Source organism: Vogesella sp. LIG4 (assembly GCF_900090205.1).
Lineage (GTDB): Bacteria > Pseudomonadota > Gammaproteobacteria > Burkholderiales > Chromobacteriaceae > Vogesella.
Genome location: NZ_LT607802.1, coordinates 303,269 through 319,047, shown reverse-complemented (window position 1 = coordinate 319,047; position 15,779 = coordinate 303,269). Strand labels below are relative to the sequence as shown.

Annotated in this window: 15 protein-coding genes; 5 read left to right on the top strand and 10 right to left on the bottom strand. The window is 63.6% G+C overall.

All coding sequences use genetic code 11. The features are described from left to right. Window positions 1-47: 47 nt before the first annotated feature. The 7 genes from PSELUDRAFT_RS01485 to murJ form a co-directional block, all read right to left on the bottom strand. Complete coding sequence (locus tag PSELUDRAFT_RS01485) at window positions 48-911, bottom strand: LysR substrate-binding domain-containing protein (RefSeq protein ID WP_088965171.1); 864 nt, start codon at window positions 909-911, stop codon at window positions 48-50. Then, window positions 871-2,007, bottom strand: a complete 1,137-nt coding sequence (gene alr / locus PSELUDRAFT_RS01480) for an alanine racemase (protein ID WP_088965170.1) — start codon at window positions 2,005-2,007, stop codon at window positions 871-873. Before alr ends, PSELUDRAFT_RS01485 begins: the two co-directional genes overlap by 41 nt. 52 nt (window positions 2,008-2,059) lie before the next feature. Next, window positions 2,060-2,824 (bottom strand): transporter substrate-binding domain-containing protein, encoded by a 765-nt coding sequence (locus PSELUDRAFT_RS01475; protein WP_088965169.1) that lies wholly within the window; start codon window positions 2,822-2,824, stop codon window positions 2,060-2,062. 230 nt (window positions 2,825-3,054) lie between these two features. Then, the gene (locus PSELUDRAFT_RS01470; protein WP_088965168.1) at window positions 3,055-3,822 is read right to left on the bottom strand and encodes a transporter substrate-binding domain-containing protein; all 768 of its coding nucleotides are present in this window, start codon (window positions 3,820-3,822) and stop codon (window positions 3,055-3,057) included. A gap of 189 nt (window positions 3,823-4,011) precedes the next feature. After that, a complete protein-coding gene (gene ettA, locus PSELUDRAFT_RS01465) occupies window positions 4,012-5,679 on the bottom strand; it encodes an energy-dependent translational throttle protein EttA (RefSeq protein WP_088965167.1) in 1,668 nt (555 codons plus the stop codon). A gap of 93 nt (window positions 5,680-5,772) precedes the next feature. Then, on the bottom strand, window positions 5,773-6,612 hold the full coding sequence (gene queF, locus PSELUDRAFT_RS01460; protein ID WP_088965166.1) for an NADPH-dependent 7-cyano-7-deazaguanine reductase QueF: 840 nt from the start codon (window positions 6,610-6,612) through the stop codon (window positions 5,773-5,775). A 56-nt stretch (window positions 6,613-6,668) separates the two neighbouring features. Next, complete coding sequence (gene murJ / locus PSELUDRAFT_RS01455; RefSeq protein ID WP_088965165.1) at window positions 6,669-8,210, bottom strand: murein biosynthesis integral membrane protein MurJ; 1,542 nt, start codon at window positions 8,208-8,210, stop codon at window positions 6,669-6,671. 131 nt (window positions 8,211-8,341) lie between these two features. On the opposite strand from murJ, the gene rpsT reads away from it, so the two are divergent. Further along, window positions 8,342-8,608, top strand: a complete 267-nt coding sequence (gene rpsT, locus PSELUDRAFT_RS01450; protein ID WP_088965164.1) for a 30S ribosomal protein S20 — start codon at window positions 8,342-8,344, stop codon at window positions 8,606-8,608. A 299-nt stretch (window positions 8,609-8,907) separates the two neighbouring features. On the opposite strand, the gene PSELUDRAFT_RS01445 is transcribed toward rpsT, so the two are convergent. From PSELUDRAFT_RS01445 to fabI, 3 genes are read right to left on the bottom strand one after another with little or no spacing between them, the layout of a single operon-like run. Next, window positions 8,908-10,074 carry an acetate/propionate family kinase gene (locus PSELUDRAFT_RS01445; RefSeq protein WP_088965163.1) on the bottom strand — a complete coding sequence of 389 codons (1,167 nt, stop codon included), beginning with the start codon at window positions 10,072-10,074 and terminating at the stop codon, window positions 8,908-8,910. Between the two features lie 2 nt (window positions 10,075-10,076). Then, a complete protein-coding gene (locus tag PSELUDRAFT_RS01440) occupies window positions 10,077-11,000 on the bottom strand; it encodes a phosphate acetyltransferase (RefSeq protein ID WP_088965162.1) in 924 nt (307 codons plus the stop codon). A 60-nt stretch (window positions 11,001-11,060) separates the two neighbouring features. Further along, window positions 11,061-11,837: an enoyl-ACP reductase FabI gene (gene fabI / locus PSELUDRAFT_RS01435; RefSeq protein ID WP_088965161.1), complete on the bottom strand. Its 777-nt coding sequence runs from the start codon at window positions 11,835-11,837 to the stop codon at window positions 11,061-11,063. Window positions 11,838-12,091: 254 nt separating this feature from the next. Between fabI and PSELUDRAFT_RS01430 the strand changes: the two genes are divergently transcribed. The 4 genes from PSELUDRAFT_RS01430 (at window position 12,092) to PSELUDRAFT_RS01415 (ending at window position 15,723) form a co-directional block, all read left to right on the top strand. After that, window positions 12,092-12,328 (top strand): FmdB family zinc ribbon protein, encoded by a 237-nt coding sequence (locus PSELUDRAFT_RS01430; RefSeq protein WP_088965160.1) that lies wholly within the window; start codon window positions 12,092-12,094, stop codon window positions 12,326-12,328. A 7-nt stretch (window positions 12,329-12,335) separates the two neighbouring features. Then, window positions 12,336-12,995, top strand: a complete 660-nt coding sequence (locus tag PSELUDRAFT_RS01425; protein ID WP_088968346.1) for a DUF502 domain-containing protein — start codon at window positions 12,336-12,338, stop codon at window positions 12,993-12,995. A gap of 87 nt (window positions 12,996-13,082) precedes the next feature. After that, window positions 13,083-14,876, top strand: coding sequence for an aspartate--tRNA ligase (aspS, locus tag PSELUDRAFT_RS01420; protein WP_088965159.1), 1,794 nt, complete (start codon window positions 13,083-13,085; stop codon window positions 14,874-14,876). A 232-nt stretch (window positions 14,877-15,108) separates the two neighbouring features. Then, the gene (locus PSELUDRAFT_RS01415) at window positions 15,109-15,723 is read left to right on the top strand and encodes a peroxiredoxin (RefSeq protein WP_088965158.1); all 615 of its coding nucleotides are present in this window, start codon (window positions 15,109-15,111) and stop codon (window positions 15,721-15,723) included. The last annotated feature ends 56 nt before the right edge of the window (window positions 15,724-15,779 follow it).

Genomic DNA, 15,779 nt, shown 5'->3' with positions numbered 1-15,779 from the left:
GGTTTGCCGTACAAGCAAAAGCCCGCTATTGCGGGCTTTTTTTTGTTTCAGGCCGCCTGTTGCAGCCAGCGCACCAGCGGTTGCACCCGGCGCACATGGCGCTCGTGTGGCGGCAGTACCAGGTAGTAGCCCTTGCCGGATGGCACGGTGCGCTCGCAGGGGGTGACCAGGCTGCCGTCGGCCAGCGCATCCTGCACGATGAACGGGTCCAGCAGGGCGATGCCCAGGCCGTGGCGCGCGGCCTCGATGCCCATCACGTCGGCATCGAACAGCAGTTCTTTCTGCCCTTTGGGCCACGGCGCATCCAGCCATAGCTCCCAGTCGTGGCGGTCGCGGCTGGTGTGGATCAGCGGGTAGTCGGCCAGGTCGGCCATCTGCAACTGGCGCTTGTCGGCGAGCAGGGCGGGCGAAGCTACCGGGGTCAGTTCCTCGCGGTGCAGCAGCTCCACGGTGACGCCGGGCCAGTCGCCGTCACCGTACTGGATGGCCAGGTCGAACAGCCCCCAGTCGAAGGCAGGTTTTTCTTCCCATACCGTGCTGACATTGATGTCCAGGTCGGGAAACTGCGCCTTGAACTGCTGCAGCTGCGGCACCAGCCAGCGCACGGCGATGGACGGTGGCGACTTGATGCGGATGCTGTGCTGGCGCTGGCTGAGCTGGCGGCAGGTATCGTCGATCTGCTGCAGGCTGGTATGCAGACAGTGCTGCAGGGTGGCGCCTTCCGGCGTCAGCGCAATGCCGCGCTGGCTGCGCACCAGCAAGGGAAAACCGAAGTGTTCTTCCAGGTTGCGCACCTGGTGGCTGACCGCGCTTTGGGTCAGGCACAGCGTTTCGGCGGCCTTGGTGAAGCTTTGCAGGCGGGCAACCGCTTCAAAGATACGCAGCGCATTCAGCGGGGGCAGTTTGTTCATCGGGCAGGCGGGGCAGAGTATGGTCCGCCACAATCTGCCGTATCGGCAGCCGGCTAGTCAATGCGCATTGCAGCTCTTCGCTGATGGTGCCGCAGCGCCAGGCAATCTCGTCGCAAGGCAGTGCTGCATCGCCCCATAGCGTCACCTCGTCGCCGATATCCACCTCCGGATGCGCGCTGAGGTCGATGGCCAGCACGTTCATTGCCACCCGCCCCAGTAGCGGTACGCGACAGCCGTTTACCAACACCGGGGTACCGCTGGGCGCGGCGCGCGGATAGCCGTCGCCATAGCCGGCACCCACAATGCCGATGCGCATCGGGCGCTCGGCGGTGTAGGCGGCGCCATAACCAATGCTGTCGCCGGCGGCCAGCTCGCTGGTGTGCACGATGCGAGCGGCAAAGCGCATCACCGGGCGCAGTCCCTGCAGCCACAGGCTGGTGTCGGGGTAGAACGGGTTGTTGTTGTACAAGAGGCCGCCCAGGCGCACCGCGGCGCCGTGGGTGAAGCCGGCGCGCAGGGTGGCGGCGCTGTTGGCGGCGGTGAACGGCAGGGCGGTGGCCTCCACCGCCTGCATGAAGCGCTGCCATGGCGCATCCAGCCGGATCGCCAGGTCATCGGCGCAGGCGAAGTGCGTCATCAGCCCGGCCACTTCGCAGCCCAGCGCACGCAGCTCGGCCACCACCTCGATGGCGCGCTCCGGCACGAAGCCGAAGCGGTTCATGCCGGTATTCACCTTGACCCACACCCGCAAAGGTTGGCCGCAAGCACGCAGCCACTGCAGCTGGTGCTCGGAGCGTACCACCACGTCCAGCTGCCAGGCGGCGGCTTCCTCCAGCTCGCGCGCCTCGATGGCGCCTTCCAGCAGCAGGATGCGCGCGCCGATGCCGGCATGGCGCAGCGCCAGCGCGTCGTCCAGGTTGATCAGTGCAAAGCCGTCGGCATCCGGCAGCGCCTGCGCCACGCGCAGCAGGCCATGGCCGTAGCCGTTGGATTTCACCACTGCCCACACATGGGTGTGCGGCAGCTGGCGCCTGGCCAGCGCGTAGTTGTGACGCAGGGCGGACAGATTTATCTCGGCGTAGGCGGTACGGGTCATGGCGGGCTTTCATGCCGGGGCAGGGCGCCCCGGCGGCAGGCGGGTAGGAGGCTTACTTGAACGGGTAGATGTCGTAGCTGAAGTACTTGTTCTGGATCTTCTTGTAGCTGCCGTCGGCCAGAATCTTCTTCAGCGCGGCGTTCACCTTGGCCAGCAGCTCCTTGTTGCCCTTCTGCACCGCCATGCCGCTACCCATGTAGTACTTGGGGTCGTTGTAGACCGGGCCGACAAAGGCATAGCCCTTGCCCATCGGCTTTTTCAGGAAGTCCTCATCGCCGACGTTGGCATCCAGGTACACCGCGTCCAGTCGCTGGTTGGTCAGGTCGAGAAAGCTGTCGGTCACCTTGCTGTACAGCTTCAGCTTCACGCCTTTGGGCACCCACTTGGCGGTGGCTTCCTCGCGCTGGATGGAGGTGCGCAGCACGCCGATGGTCTTGCCCTTGAACCAGGCGTCGTCCACCTTGGTGCCCTGCTTGGCGACCAGGCGGCCGGGGATGTTGAAGTACATATCGCTGAAATCCACCGCCCTGGCGCGTTCCGGGGTGATGTTCATCGAGGCGATGGCCATGTCGAACTTCTTGGCCTGCACCGCCGGGATGATGCCGTCGAAGTCCATGGTGCTGATCTCGCACTGCAGCCTGGCCTCGGCACACACGGCGCGGGCGATGTCCGGATCGAAGCCGACGATGCTGCCGTCCGGGTTGACCTTGGAGAACGGCGGGTAGCTGACATCGGTAACGATGCGCACTGCCTGGGCCTGGGCCAGCAGGGGCAGGGAACACAGCAGGGACAGTGCGAGGGCATGCTTGCAATTCATGACGTTCTCCAGTTCTCGTTGTATGTGCGGCGCAGGGGGGGGGCCGTTGAAACAAGGCTACTGGCGTGCTGATGCGCCCACAAATGATTAATCACCAACGGGGCATGAGAGATTTTCATGCTGCAGATGCAAAACCGGCGGCGGCAAAAGCAAAACCCCGCACCGGGCTACGGTGCGGGGTTGTGTGCGGGAACAGGGCGGCTGCCGCTGCCCTTGCCAGGCGGTGCCGCTTAGTTCTTGAACGGGTAGATGTCGTTCTTGAAGTACTTGCCCTGGATCTTCTTGTAGGTGCCGTCAGCCAGAATCTTCTTCAGCGCCACGTTGATCTTGGCCAGCAGCTCCTTGTTGCCCTTCTGCACGGCAATGCCGCAGCCCTGGTAGAACTTGGGGTCGTTGAACACCGGGCCCACGAAGGCGTAGCCCCTGCCCTTCGGGGTTTTCAGGAAGTCTTCCTCACCCACGGTGGATTCCAGGAAAACCGCGTCCAGACGGTTGCTGGACAGGTCGAGGAAGGCGTCGGTGATCTTGCCGTAGATCTTGATGCTGGCGCCCTTGGGCTTCAGCTTGGCGATGCCTTCCTGCTCCTGTACCGCGCTGCGCAGTACGCCGATATTCTTGCCCTTGTACCAGGCGTCGTCGATCTTGGTGCCTTCCTTGGCCAGCAGGCGGCCCGGCACGTTGAAGTACATATCGCTGAAGTTCACCACCTTGGCACGCTCCGGGGTGATGCTCATCGAGGCGATGGCCACATCGTATTTCTTGGCCTGCAGCGCCGGGATGATGCCGTCGAAGTCCATGGCTTTCAGATCGCACTGCAGCTTGGCCTCGGCGCAAACGGCGCGGGCAATGTCCGGGTCGAAACCGGTAATGCTGCCGTCGGCGGCCTGCTTGGAGAACGGCGGGTAGCTGACGTCGGTCACGATGCGTACCACTTCAGCCTGGGCCAGTACCGGCAGCGCGCATGCCGCGGCGGCGATCAGTGCAGTCTTGAACTTCATGAGGTCTCCTCTTCGTTTTGTCAGTCCGCAATGGGCCTGTGTGGCAGCGGTTCTACTGCATCCATAACTGTCCTGCCAAACCCCCGGTAGCAAATATGTATACCCTGGTCGCAAATCTGGACATGCCATGCAAAAAGCCCGCGCAGCGGGCGCGGGCTTGTGCGGGGTGGCCAGGGTTGGCCGCAAGGCTTAGCGGGTAATCGGCTTGTAGCGGATGCGCTTGGGCTTGGCACCTTCCTCGCCCAGGCGTTTCTTCTTGTCGGCTTCGTACTCCTGGTAGTTGCCGTCGAAGAAGGTCCACTGCGATTCGCCTTCCGCCGCCAGGATATGAGTGGCGATACGGTCCAGGAACCAGCGGTCGTGGGAGATCACGAACACGGTGCCGGCGAATTCCAGCAGCGCGTCTTCCAGCGCGCGCAGGGTTTCCACGTCCAGGTCGTTGGACGGTTCATCCAGCAGCAGCACGTTGCCACCCTTGAGCAGGGTCTTGGCCAGGTGCAGGCGGCCGCGTTCGCCGCCGGAGAGCATGCCCACCTTCTTCTGCTGGTCGCCACCCTTGAAGTTGAAGCGGCCGAGGTAGGCGCGGCTGGACATCTCGAACTTGCCCACGGTGAGGATGTCGGCGCCGCCGGATACGTCCTCGAACACGGTCTTGTCGCCTTCCAGGCCTTCGCGGCTCTGCTCGACAAAGGCCATCTGCACGGTCTGGCCGATCTTCACCGCACCGGCATCCGGCTGTTCCTTGCCGGCAATCATCTTGAACAGCGTGGATTTACCGGCGCCGTTGGGGCCGATGATGCCGACGATGGCGCCTGGCGGGGCCTTGAACGACAGGTTGTCGATCAGCAGGCGGTCGCCGAAGCCTTTCGACACGCCGTCGAATTCGATCACTTCATTACCCAGGCGCTCGGCCACCGGAATGAAGATTTCCTGGGTCTCGTTGCGCTTCTGGTGTTCGAAGCTGGACAGCTCCTCGAAGCGGGCCAGACGCGCCTTGGACTTGGCCTGGCGGCCTTTCGGATTCTGGCGTACCCATTCCAGTTCCTGCTTCATCGCCTTCATGCGCGCGGCTTCACCCTTGGCTTCCTGCTCCAGGCGCGCCTCTTTCTGCTCCAGCCAGCTGGAGTAGTTGCCCTTCCACGGAATGCCTTCGCCGCGGTCCAGTTCCAGGATCCATTCGGCGGCGTTGTCGAGGAAGTAGCGATCGTGGGTTACTGCCACCACGGTGCCGGGGAAGCGCACCAGGAACTGCTCCAGCCATTCCACCGATTCGGCATCCAGGTGGTTGGTCGGTTCGTCCAGCAGCAGCATGTCCGGCTGCGACAGCAGCAGCTTGCACAGTGCCACGCGGCGTTTTTCACCGCCGGACAGCGGGCCGATTTTGGCATCCCACGGCGGCAGGCGCAGCGCGTCGGCGGCCAGTTCCAGCTGCAGTTCGATATTGTCGCCGGCGCCGGCGGAGATGATGGCTTCCAGCTTGGCCTGTTCTTCGGCCAGGGCGTCGAAGTCGGCATCCGGCTCGGCGTAGGCGGCGTAAACCTCTTCCAGGCGCTTCTGCGCGCCCATCACCGCGCCCATGCCGCTTTCCACTTCCTCGCGCACGGTTTTTTCCGGGTCCAGCTGCGGTTCCTGCGGCAGGTAGCCGATGTTCAGGTTCGGCTGCCACTGCACTTCGCCGTCGTATTCCTTTTCCACCCCGGCCATGATCTTCAGCACGGTGGATTTACCGGCGCCGTTCAGACCCAGCAGGCCGATCTTGGCGCCGGGGAAGAAGGACAGGGAAATGTCCTTGATGATCTGGCGCTTGGGAGGGACGATCTTGCTCACGCGGAGCATGGACATCACGTATTGAGCCATGGTGTTTGGTATACCCGTAAACGGTTGGCAATGAAAAATCAGGCGCCGATTTTAACAGCGGCGGGCAGCTTGCGGCCAACGTTGGCCGCAGGCTTACTGCCGTGCGGTGCGCACATTGTCCGGCGTTTGTGCCGCCGGGTCGTTGCTGCGCCAGGGGTTGATGTCCAGGCCGCCGCGGCGGGTGTAGCGCGCGTACACGGTAAGCCGCTGCGGCGCGCAGGCGCGCAGCACGTCCACGAAGATGCGCTCCACGCACTGCTCGTGGAATTCGTTGTGCTGGCGAAAGCCGATCAGGTAGCGCAGCAGGGTTTCGCGGTCGATCTGCGGGCCGGTGTAGCTGATGGCGACACTGCCCCAGTCCGGCTGGCCGGTGACCAGGCAGTTGGATTTCAGCAGCTGCGAGGTCAGCGTTTCGCTCACCATGTTGGCCGCATCGGCCTTGAGCGTATCCGGGCACGGCGCGTAGTTGTCCACCGCAATGTCCAGCTCGTCGATGCTCTCGCCGGCCAGCTCCACGATCTGTTCGCGGCCGAACTCGGCGGGGGAGAGCAGGCTCACCACCACCTTGGCGCCGGCGGCATTGGACAGGTCCAGCTCCAGCTGCGCCGCCACCTGCTGCCAGCTGTCGATGCGGGTCTGGTTATAGCTGTTCAGGTACAGCTTGAACGACTTGGATTCGATCAGCCGCGGGCTGTCGGCCGGGATGCGGAAGGTGGCGATGGCCACCTGCGGCTTGCCCTTGCCGTTCAGCCACGACAGCTCGTAGCCGGTCCACAGGTCCACGCCGGCAAATGGCAGCGCGTCTGCCGTCACGCCGATCTCGTCGCGCTTTTGCTGGCGGGCGATGGGGAACAGCAGGCTGGCGTCGTAGTGGTCCTGGTAGTCCACCTTCTTGCCCAGCGGGGAAAACTCTGGCGTGTAAGTCGGGGTCATGGTGCTTCCTCGTGCCGCGGCCAACCTTGAGGTTGGCCGCATGCTGTTTATTGTAGTCAGTGCACCCGGCGCATGAACTGCTGCGGGCGCAGGCCCTGCGCGAACAGCGCGCCAAAGTAGGCCACTGCGCCGATGCCGACCAGCAGCATCAGCCACAGCGCGCGCTGCCAGCTGTGGCCGTGCCAGTCGATGCTGAAGCCGGCCTGGATGGCGATCAGCACGCCGGCCATTACCGCGCAGGCGATCAGCAGCTGGCGCACGAAGCGGCTCCAGCCGCTATCCGGGCGGTAGATGCCGTGCTTTTTCAGCTGGTGGTACAGCAGGCCGGCGTTCAGGCAGGAGGCGAGGCCGATGGACAGCGACAGGCCGGCATGCGCCAGCGGGCCGATGAACACCAGGTTCATCAGCTGGGTGGCGATCAGCGTGGTGATGCCGATCTTCACCGGGGTTTTGATGTTCTGCCGCGCGTAGAAGCCGGGCGCCAGCACCTTCACCACGATCAGGCCGGTGAGGCCCACCGCGTAGGCGATCAGCGCGCGCTGCGTCATCAGCGCATCCAGCGCGCTGAATTTGCCATACATGAACAGGGTGGCGATCAGCGGCTTGGACAGCACCGCCAGGCCCACCGACGACGGCACCGCCAGCAGCAGCGACAGGCGGATGCCCCAGTCCAGCAGGTGGCTGAACTCCTCGCGCGCCTCGTCACCACGGGCGGCGTACTTGGACAGCGACGGCAGCAGGATGGTGCCCAGCGCCACGCCCAGCACACCGGTGGGGAATTCCATCAGCCGGTCGGCGTAGTACATCCACGACACGCTGCCGGAGGTGAGGAAGGAGGCGAAGATGGTGTTGATCACCAGCGACACCTGGGCGATGGACACCCCCAGGATGGCCGGGCCCATTTTCTTGATCACGCGCCATACCGCGGCATCGCGCAGATCCAGCCGCGGCAGTGGCAGCATGTCCAGCTGCTTCAGATAGGGCAGCTGGTACAACAGCTGCGCCACGCCGCCGATGAACACCGCCCAGCCCAGCACCAGCACCGGCGGATGAAAATACGGCGTCAGCAGCAGCGAGCAGATGATGAAGGAGATGTTCAGCAGCGTGGGGGTGAACGCCGGCACCGAGAAACGGTTCCAGGTGTTGAGCACGCTGCTGGCCAGCGACGACAGCGAAATGAACAGGATGTAAGGAAAGGTGATGCGCAGCAGCTGGCTGGTCAGGTCCATCTTGCCCTGGTTGTCGGCAAAGCCCGGCGCGGTGATCCAGATGATCCACGGTGCGGCCAGCATGCCCAGTGCCGTCACAACGGCCAGCACCACGCTGAGCGTGCCGGCGATGTGTGCCAGGAATACGCGGGTGGCTTCCTCGCCGCGCTGTTCCTTGTATTCCGCCAGCACCGGTACGAAAGCTTGCGAGAAAGCGCCTTCGGCAAAAATGCGGCGCAGCAGGTTGGGCAGTTTGAAGGCAACAAAAAAGGCATCGGTGGCAAGACCGGCGCCAAATATGCGCGCGGTAATCGTGTCGCGCACGAAGCCGAGAATGCGCGATACCAGGGTCATGCTGCTGACTCTGGCCAGGGCTTTTAGCAAGTTCATGTTTTGATGGGAACAGGGCAGGTTGGAACGGCAAAACGGCCGCCAGTTTACGCGGCTGGGTTTGTTGTTGCAAAACCTCATGTTAGGGCTTAGAATCGCCGGTTTCAGATTCCGCTCATCAGGAGAAACACATGGCTAACAGCGCACAAGCTCGCAAACGTGCTCGCCAGGCTCTGAAGCAGCGCGCGCACAACGCTAGCCTGCGTACTGCGTTCCGCACTGCCGTTAAGAAAGTCATCAAGGCTGTTGAAGCTGGCGACAAGGCTGCCGCCCGTGCAGTATTCCAGGCTTCCACCAAAGTGATCGACCGTATTGCAGACAAAGGCGTGTTCCACAAGAACAAGGCTGCTCGCCACAAGAGCCGTCTGTCTGCCCAGGTTAAGGCAATGGCTGCCTAATCTGCCGCAACGGCAAAAAGAAAACGCAAAGGCTCCGCAAACGCGGGGCCTTTTGTGTTTCTGGCGCCTGTCCGGCAAGAAAAAGCCCGCGTTGCAGCGGGCTTGAGAGTGTTGACGAAGTCCTTTCGCTCCGCGAAAGGACTTCGTTTTGTAAATGGGAAGGCTGCCGATTCAAGGGTCTAGCTGGAGCGGCCCGGCTTTGCCGGGTCCGGTAGAGTGCAAACAAGGCACTTTTGTTAGCAGCCTAAAGCCCGCGTTGCCGCGGGCTTTGCTGTTTGTTGTGTACCTGCCGCAGCGGCTTACAGCTCCACGTCGCCAGCCAGCAGGGCCGCGGCCTGGCGTGCCATTTCGCCTTCCTCGTCGGTGGCCAGCACATAGGCGTGGCGCGGGCTGCTGGCGGCGGTGAGCCGCGTGGCGTGCGCAAGGTTGGCCGCAAGGTCGGCTTCGAAGCCCAGCCAGGCCAGCTGCTTGAGGATGCGGTTGCGTATTTCCGGTGAATGCTCGCCAATGCCGGCGGTGAACACGATGGCATCCAGCCCGCGCATGGCGGTGGCCAGCGAGGCCACCTCGCGCGCCGCGCGGTAGCAGAACAGCTCCACCGCCTCGCGCGCCGCCTCGTCGCGGCTGGCCAGCAGCTCGCGCATATCGGCGGAAATGCCGCCGGAGACGCCGAGCAGGCCGCTTTTCTTGTACAGCTCCTGGCGCACTGCCGCCACGTCCATGCCTTCGTGTTCCTGCCAGTACAGCACCACTTCCGGGTCCAGGTTGCCGGGGCGGCTGCCCATCATCAGGCCGTCCGCGGCGGAAAAGCCCATGCTGGAGGCCATGCTCTGCCCGGCCTGCAGCGCGCAGGCGCTGGCGCCGCTGCCCAGGTGCAGCACTACCACGCGGGCGTCGGCCAGGCCCAGTTCCGGCAGGTGGCGGGCGATGGAGGCATAGGACAGGCCGTGAAAGCCGTAACGGCGGATGCCGGCATCGTGCCAGTGGCGGGCGATGCCGAAACGGGTGGCGATGGCCGGCTGCCGCGCGTGGAAGGCGGTGTCGAAGCAGGCGATCTGCGTCAGATGCGGGTCCAGGCGGGCAAAGGCCGACATCACCGCCAGGCTTACCGGCTGGTGCAGCGGCGCCAGTGGAATCAGCGCCGCCAGGTCGTCCAGCACCTCGGCGGTAAGCACCACCGGTGCGTGATAGTCCGCGCCGCCATGCACCACGCGGTGGGCGACGGCCAGCGGCTGCAGTGCGTGGTCGGCCAGCAGGTTGAGCATGGCGCCGACCGCCTCGTCGCGGCTGCTGCCGGCCAGCGTCAGCCGCTGGTGGCTGCTGCCGGCATCCAGTTCCAGCACGCCGCCTTCCATGCCGAAGTGATCCACCATGCCGCGCGCCAGCAGCGTGCGGCCATCCGGGGAGTAGGCACGGAATTTCAGGGTGGCGGAGCCGGCGTTGACGGCGATCAGGGCCTTGCTCATGGTCAGGCTTTCTTGTGGCGGGCTGCCAGTACGTTGGCCACGGCGGCGGAGGCGAGGCGGCCAGCGGCATCATCGGCCCGGCTGGTGAGGACAATGGGCACGCGGGCGCCCATCACGATACCGGCGCTGGCGGCGGCTGCCAGGTAGGTCAGCTGCTTGGCCAGCATGTTGCCGGATTCCAGATCCGGCACCAGCAGGATATCCGGTTCCCCGGCTACCGGGGAAGTAATGCCCTTGGTATCGGCGGCTTCATGCGAGATGGCGTTGTCGAAGGCCAGCGGGCCGTCCAGCACGCCGCCCTTGATCTGGCCGCGGTCCGCCATCTTGCACAGTGCCGCCGCGTCCAGCGTGGAGCGGATCTTGGGGCTGATGGTTTCCACCGCCGACAGGATCGCCACCTTGGGCTGGGCAATGCCCAGTGCCTGGCACAGATCGATGGCGTTCTGGCAGATGTCGCGCTTGGCTTCCAGGTCCGGCTCGATATTGATGGCGGCGTCGGTGATGAACAGGTAGCGCGGGTAGCTTTCCACCTTCATCACGAAGATGTGGCTGACGCGGCGGTCGGTGCGGATGCCCTTGCTGCGGTCCAGCACCGCGGCCATGAATTCGTCGGTGTGCAGGCTACCCTTCATCAGCATGTCGGCAAAGCCTTCGCGCACCAGCGCCACCGCCTGTTCGGCAGCGGCGTGGCTGTGCTCCACGTCGATTACCTCGAAGCGGGAAAGGTCGATGTCCAGGCTTGCGGCCAACTTCTGCAGCTTGGCGCGCGGCGCGATCAGGATAGGGGTGGCGATGCCGTGGTCGGCGGCTTCCACCGCGCCCAGCAGCGCCTCGCTGCTGCACGGGTGCGCCACCGCCATCGGGCGCGGCCCATTGGCCCTGGCCTGTTCGATGATGTCGGCAAAAGCGTGTTCGTCGCGGGTCATATTGTTATTCCTGTGCAAAAGGGGCCCGGCGGCGACGGGGCTGCTGCCGGGCGTACGTCATCAGGCCATGATGTTGAAGCCGCCATCCACGTAGGTGACCTCGCCGGTCAGCGCGCGGGCGGCATCGGATACCAGGAAGGCGCAGACGTTGCCGACATCGTCGATATCCACCAGCCGGTTCTGCGGCGCCCGTTCGATGGCGCTGTCGATCAGCTGGTCGAAGTGGGCGATGCCGCTGGCGGCGCGGGTCTTCAGCGGGCCGGGCGATACGGTATGCACGCGGATGCCCTTGGGGCCAAGCTCGTGTGCCATGTAGCGCACGCTGGATTCCAGCGCCGCCTTCACCGGGCCCATGATGTTGTAGTTCTCCACCACCTTGTCCGAGCCGTAGTAGCTCATGGTGATCAGCGTGCCACCCTGCGGCATCAGCGGCTCGGCCAGGCGGGCCATCTCGATGAAGGAATAGCACGACACCTGCATGGCCTGCAAAAACCCCGGCAGCGAGCAGTCGGTGACGCGGCCGTGCAGGTCGTCCATCGGGCAGAAGGCAATGGAGTGGATCACGAAGTCGAGCTGGCCCCAGGTTTCGGCGATGGCGGCGAACACCTGCTGCAGCTCGTCGGGGTTTTCCACGTTCAGCGGCAGTACCAGCGGTGCGGCCAACGCTTCGGCCAGCGGGCGTACGTACTTTTCCGCCTTGTCGTTCAGGTAGGTGATGGCGACTTCGGCGCCCAGTTCGTGCATCACCTTGGCGCAGCCGTAGGCGATGCTGTTCTGGTTGGCGATGCCGACGATCAGGCCGCGCTTGCCGGCCAGGGGCAGATGGGTTTGGGACATGGGAAGCTCCAAAAAGCCGGCTGGTGGCCAGCGTTAGGTGGCGGGTCGGTCGCGATGCTGGCCTGCTTGTGTTGCAGTGCCATGAATCCGTTTTTGTATTGGCGTATCAGTCGGATATAATCGCCCGTTTGGCAGCCGGCGCTTGTGGTTGTAACAGACCGGCCCCATTATTCTGAGCGTGTTTGTTGCGGTGCTTTTTGATGCACTGCAATATAGTTCGATATTCATCGTGGTTGTAGTTGGAGTGGTAAAACATGCCGATTTACGAATACCGTTGTGCTGCGTGCGGGGCACAAAAAGAGCATCTGCAGAAGATGAGCGATGACCCGATTGCGCAATGTCCGTCCTGCGGCAGTGGCGATTACGCCAAGCAGTTGTCCGCGGCTGGCTTCCAGCTCAAGGGCAACGGCTGGTATGTAACCGACTTCAAGAACAGCAGCAGCGGGCCGGCCTGCGGCAGCGGCGGGTGTGGTAGTGGTGGCTGTGCCTGATACCAACATGAAACACATCAAGCTGACTTTGCGCGGCTACCTGGTTACCGGTGTGCTGATCTGGCTGCCGGTGACCATCACGCTGTGGGTGCTGAACCTGATCGTCGGTACGCTGGATCAGACCATCATGCTGCTGCCGCGCGCCTGGCGGCCGGAAAGCCTGTTCGGCTTCAATATTCCGGGGCTGGGCGTGGTGCTGGCGATTGCCGTGCTGGTGGGTACCGGTTTCATGGCGGCCAACGTGCTGGGGCAGCGCCTGCTGGACCTGTGGCAGCTGATCCTGACCCGCACGCCGGTGGTGAGCACCATCTACAACAGCGTGAAGCAGGTCAGCGATACCCTGCTGTCCGATTCCGGCCAGGCCTTCCGCAAGGCGCTGCTGGTGCGTTTCCCGCACCAGGACGCCTGGACGGTGGCGTTCCAGACCGGCACACCCAATGGCCAGCTGAAGGCGGAACTGGGCGAGGAAGAGTACGTGAGCGTCTACGTGCCCACCACGCCCAATCCCACTTCCGGCTACTTCATCATCGTGCCCAAACGCGACACGCGTGAACTGAACATGAGCGTGGACGAAGCGCTGAAATACGTGATTTCGATGGGGGTAGTGGCGCCGCCGGCGCCGGCGCCCGCCGCCACCCGCGCTCAACTGAGCGACGAGCGAAATTGACAGGGTTGGCCGCATGCGTGCGGCCAACCCCTTCATCGTCAGCCATCGTCTTCCGAACTACCCGAATTCAACACATAAGGCATTGCAATGCGTACCGATTATTGCGGACTCATCGACAAGAAATACCTCGGCCAGACCGTTACGGTAAAAGGCTGGGCCCATCGTCGTCGCGACCATGGCGGCGTGATCTTCATCGACCTGCGCGACCGCGAAGGCCTGGTGCAGGTGGTGATCGATCCGGATACCCCGGAAGCGTTCCAGACCGCCGACAGCGCACGTAACGAATTCGTGCTGTCCATCACCGGCATCGTGCGCGAGCGCCCGGCCGGCACCGCCAACAGCAAGATGATCTCCGGCGAGATCGAGATCCTGGCCAAGGAAATCGAGATCCTGAACGCTGCGGCTACCCCGCCGTTCCAGATCGACGACGAGAACCTGTCCGAGAACGTACGCCTGACCAACCGCGTGATCGACCTGCGCCGCCCGGCGATGCAGAAGAACCTGCGCCTGCGCTACAAAGTGGCCATGGGCGTGCGCAACCACCTGGACAAGCAGGGCTTCATCGACATCGAAACCCCGATGCTGACCCGCTCCACCCCGGAAGGCGCCCGCGACTACCTGGTGCCGTCCCGCGTGCATCCGGGCGAGTTCTTCGCGCTGCCGCAATCGCCGCAGCTGTTCAAGCAGCTGCTGATGGTGGCCGGCTTCGACCGCTACTACCAGATCACCAAGTGCTTCCGTGACGAAGACCTGCGTGCCGACCGCCAGCCGGAATTCACCCAGATCGATATCGAGACCTCGTTCCTGAACGAGGACGAGATCATGGACATCACCGAAAACATGGCGCAGGAGATCTTCCGCGACGTGATGGGCGTGGAGCTGGGCAAGTTCCCGCGCATGAGCTACGCCGACGCCATGCACTACTACGGCTCCGACAAGCCGGACCTGCGCGTGAGCCTGCAGTTCACCGAACTGACCGACGTGATGAAGTCGGAAGAATTCAAGGTGTTCCGCGGCGCCGCCGACATGGCCAACGGCCGCGTGGTAGCCCTGCGCGTACCGGGCGGCTCCGGCATCAGCCGCAAGGAAATCGACGACTACACCCAGTTCGTTGCCATCTACGGCGCCAAGGGCCTGGCCTACATCAAGGTGAACGACGTTACCAAGCTGAACGAGGAGGGCCTGCAGTCCCCGATCGTGAAGTTCCTGTCCGCCGACGGCATCAAGGCCATCATCGAGCGTACCGGCGCGCAGAACGGCGACATCATTTTCTTCGGCGCCGACAAGGCCAAGGTAGTGAACGAAGCCATCGGCGCACTGCGCATCAAGATCGGCCACGAGCGCGGCCTGGAAGGCGGCTACTTCGTGAAGGAATGGCGCCCGCTGTGGGTGGTGGACTTCCCGATGTTCGAGCACGACGAGGAAGACGACCGCTGGACCGCCTGCCACCATCCGTTCACCAGCCCGAAACCGGGCCACGAGGACCTGATGGACAGCAACCCGGGCGCCTGCCTGGCGCGCGCCTACGACATGGTGCTGAACGGTTGGGAAATCGGTGGCGGCTCGGTGCGTATCCACCGCGCCGAGATCCAGGAAAAGGTATTCGCCGCGCTGAAGATTTCGCCGGAAGAGCAGCAGAACAAGTTCGGCTTCCTGCTGGACAACCTGAAGTTCGGTGCACCGCCGCACGGTGGTCTGGCCTTCGGCCTGGACCGTCTGGTGACCCTGATGGCCGGTGCCGAGTCGATCCGCGACGTGATCGCCTTCCCGAAAACCCAGCGCGCCCAGTGTCTGCTGACCAACGCGCCGAACGCGGTGGACGAGAAGCAGCTGCGCGAACTGAACCTGCGTCTGCGCCAGAAGGCCGAGCCGACCGCCTGAGGTTGACCGTAAAAGGCAAAAGGACACCCCCGGGTGTCCTTTTTTATTGCATGGTCATCTTGAATCCCGGCCGGCGGTGGCCATATAACGGAAGGTTGCCCACAGTCATTGCCAGTTGCTATCGGCAAAATTGGCAATTTCAATTTGAGCACTCCGGAGGGCTGATTTATAACCGCGTCAGCAACCGGAAGTACCGGATAGCATTTACACCGCATTACCCAAGGAGATCCTCATGGCCGTACTCGTAGGCAAGCAAGCCCCGTTCTTTGATGGTTCCAAAGCCTTCTCCGCCGTACTCGGCAATGGCGAAATCGTTGACAACTACTCCTTCCAGCAGGCTAGCGCCGGCAAATACGCCGTGGTGTTCTTCTACCCGCTGGACTTCACCTTCGTGTGCCCGTCCGAACTGATCGCCTTCGACCACCGCCTGGCCGAGTTCAAGGCCCGCAACGTGGAAGTGATCGGCGTGTCCATCGACAGCCAGTTCACCCACGCCGCATGGCGCAACACCCCGGTGGACAAGGGCGGCATCGGCCAGGTTGGTTACACCCTGGTAGCCGACATCCAGCACGATCTGTGCAAGGCCTTCGACGTGGAGGCCGACGGTGGCGTGGCCTTCCGTGGCTCCTTCCTGATCGACAAGTCCGGCGTGGTACAGCACCAGGTTGTCAACAACCTGCCGCTGGGCCGCAACGTTGACGAAATGATCCGCATGGTAGACGCCCTGCAGTTCACCGAAGAGCACGGCGAAGTGTGCCCGGCTGGCTGGAACAAGGGCAAGAAAGGCATGAAGCCGTCCGCCGAAGGCGTGGCTTCCTACCTGGCCGAGAACGCCGCTTCCCTGTAATCACTGTCTGGCTGCGGCCAACCTTGATTAGCAGAACAAAGCCCTGCCATCCGGCA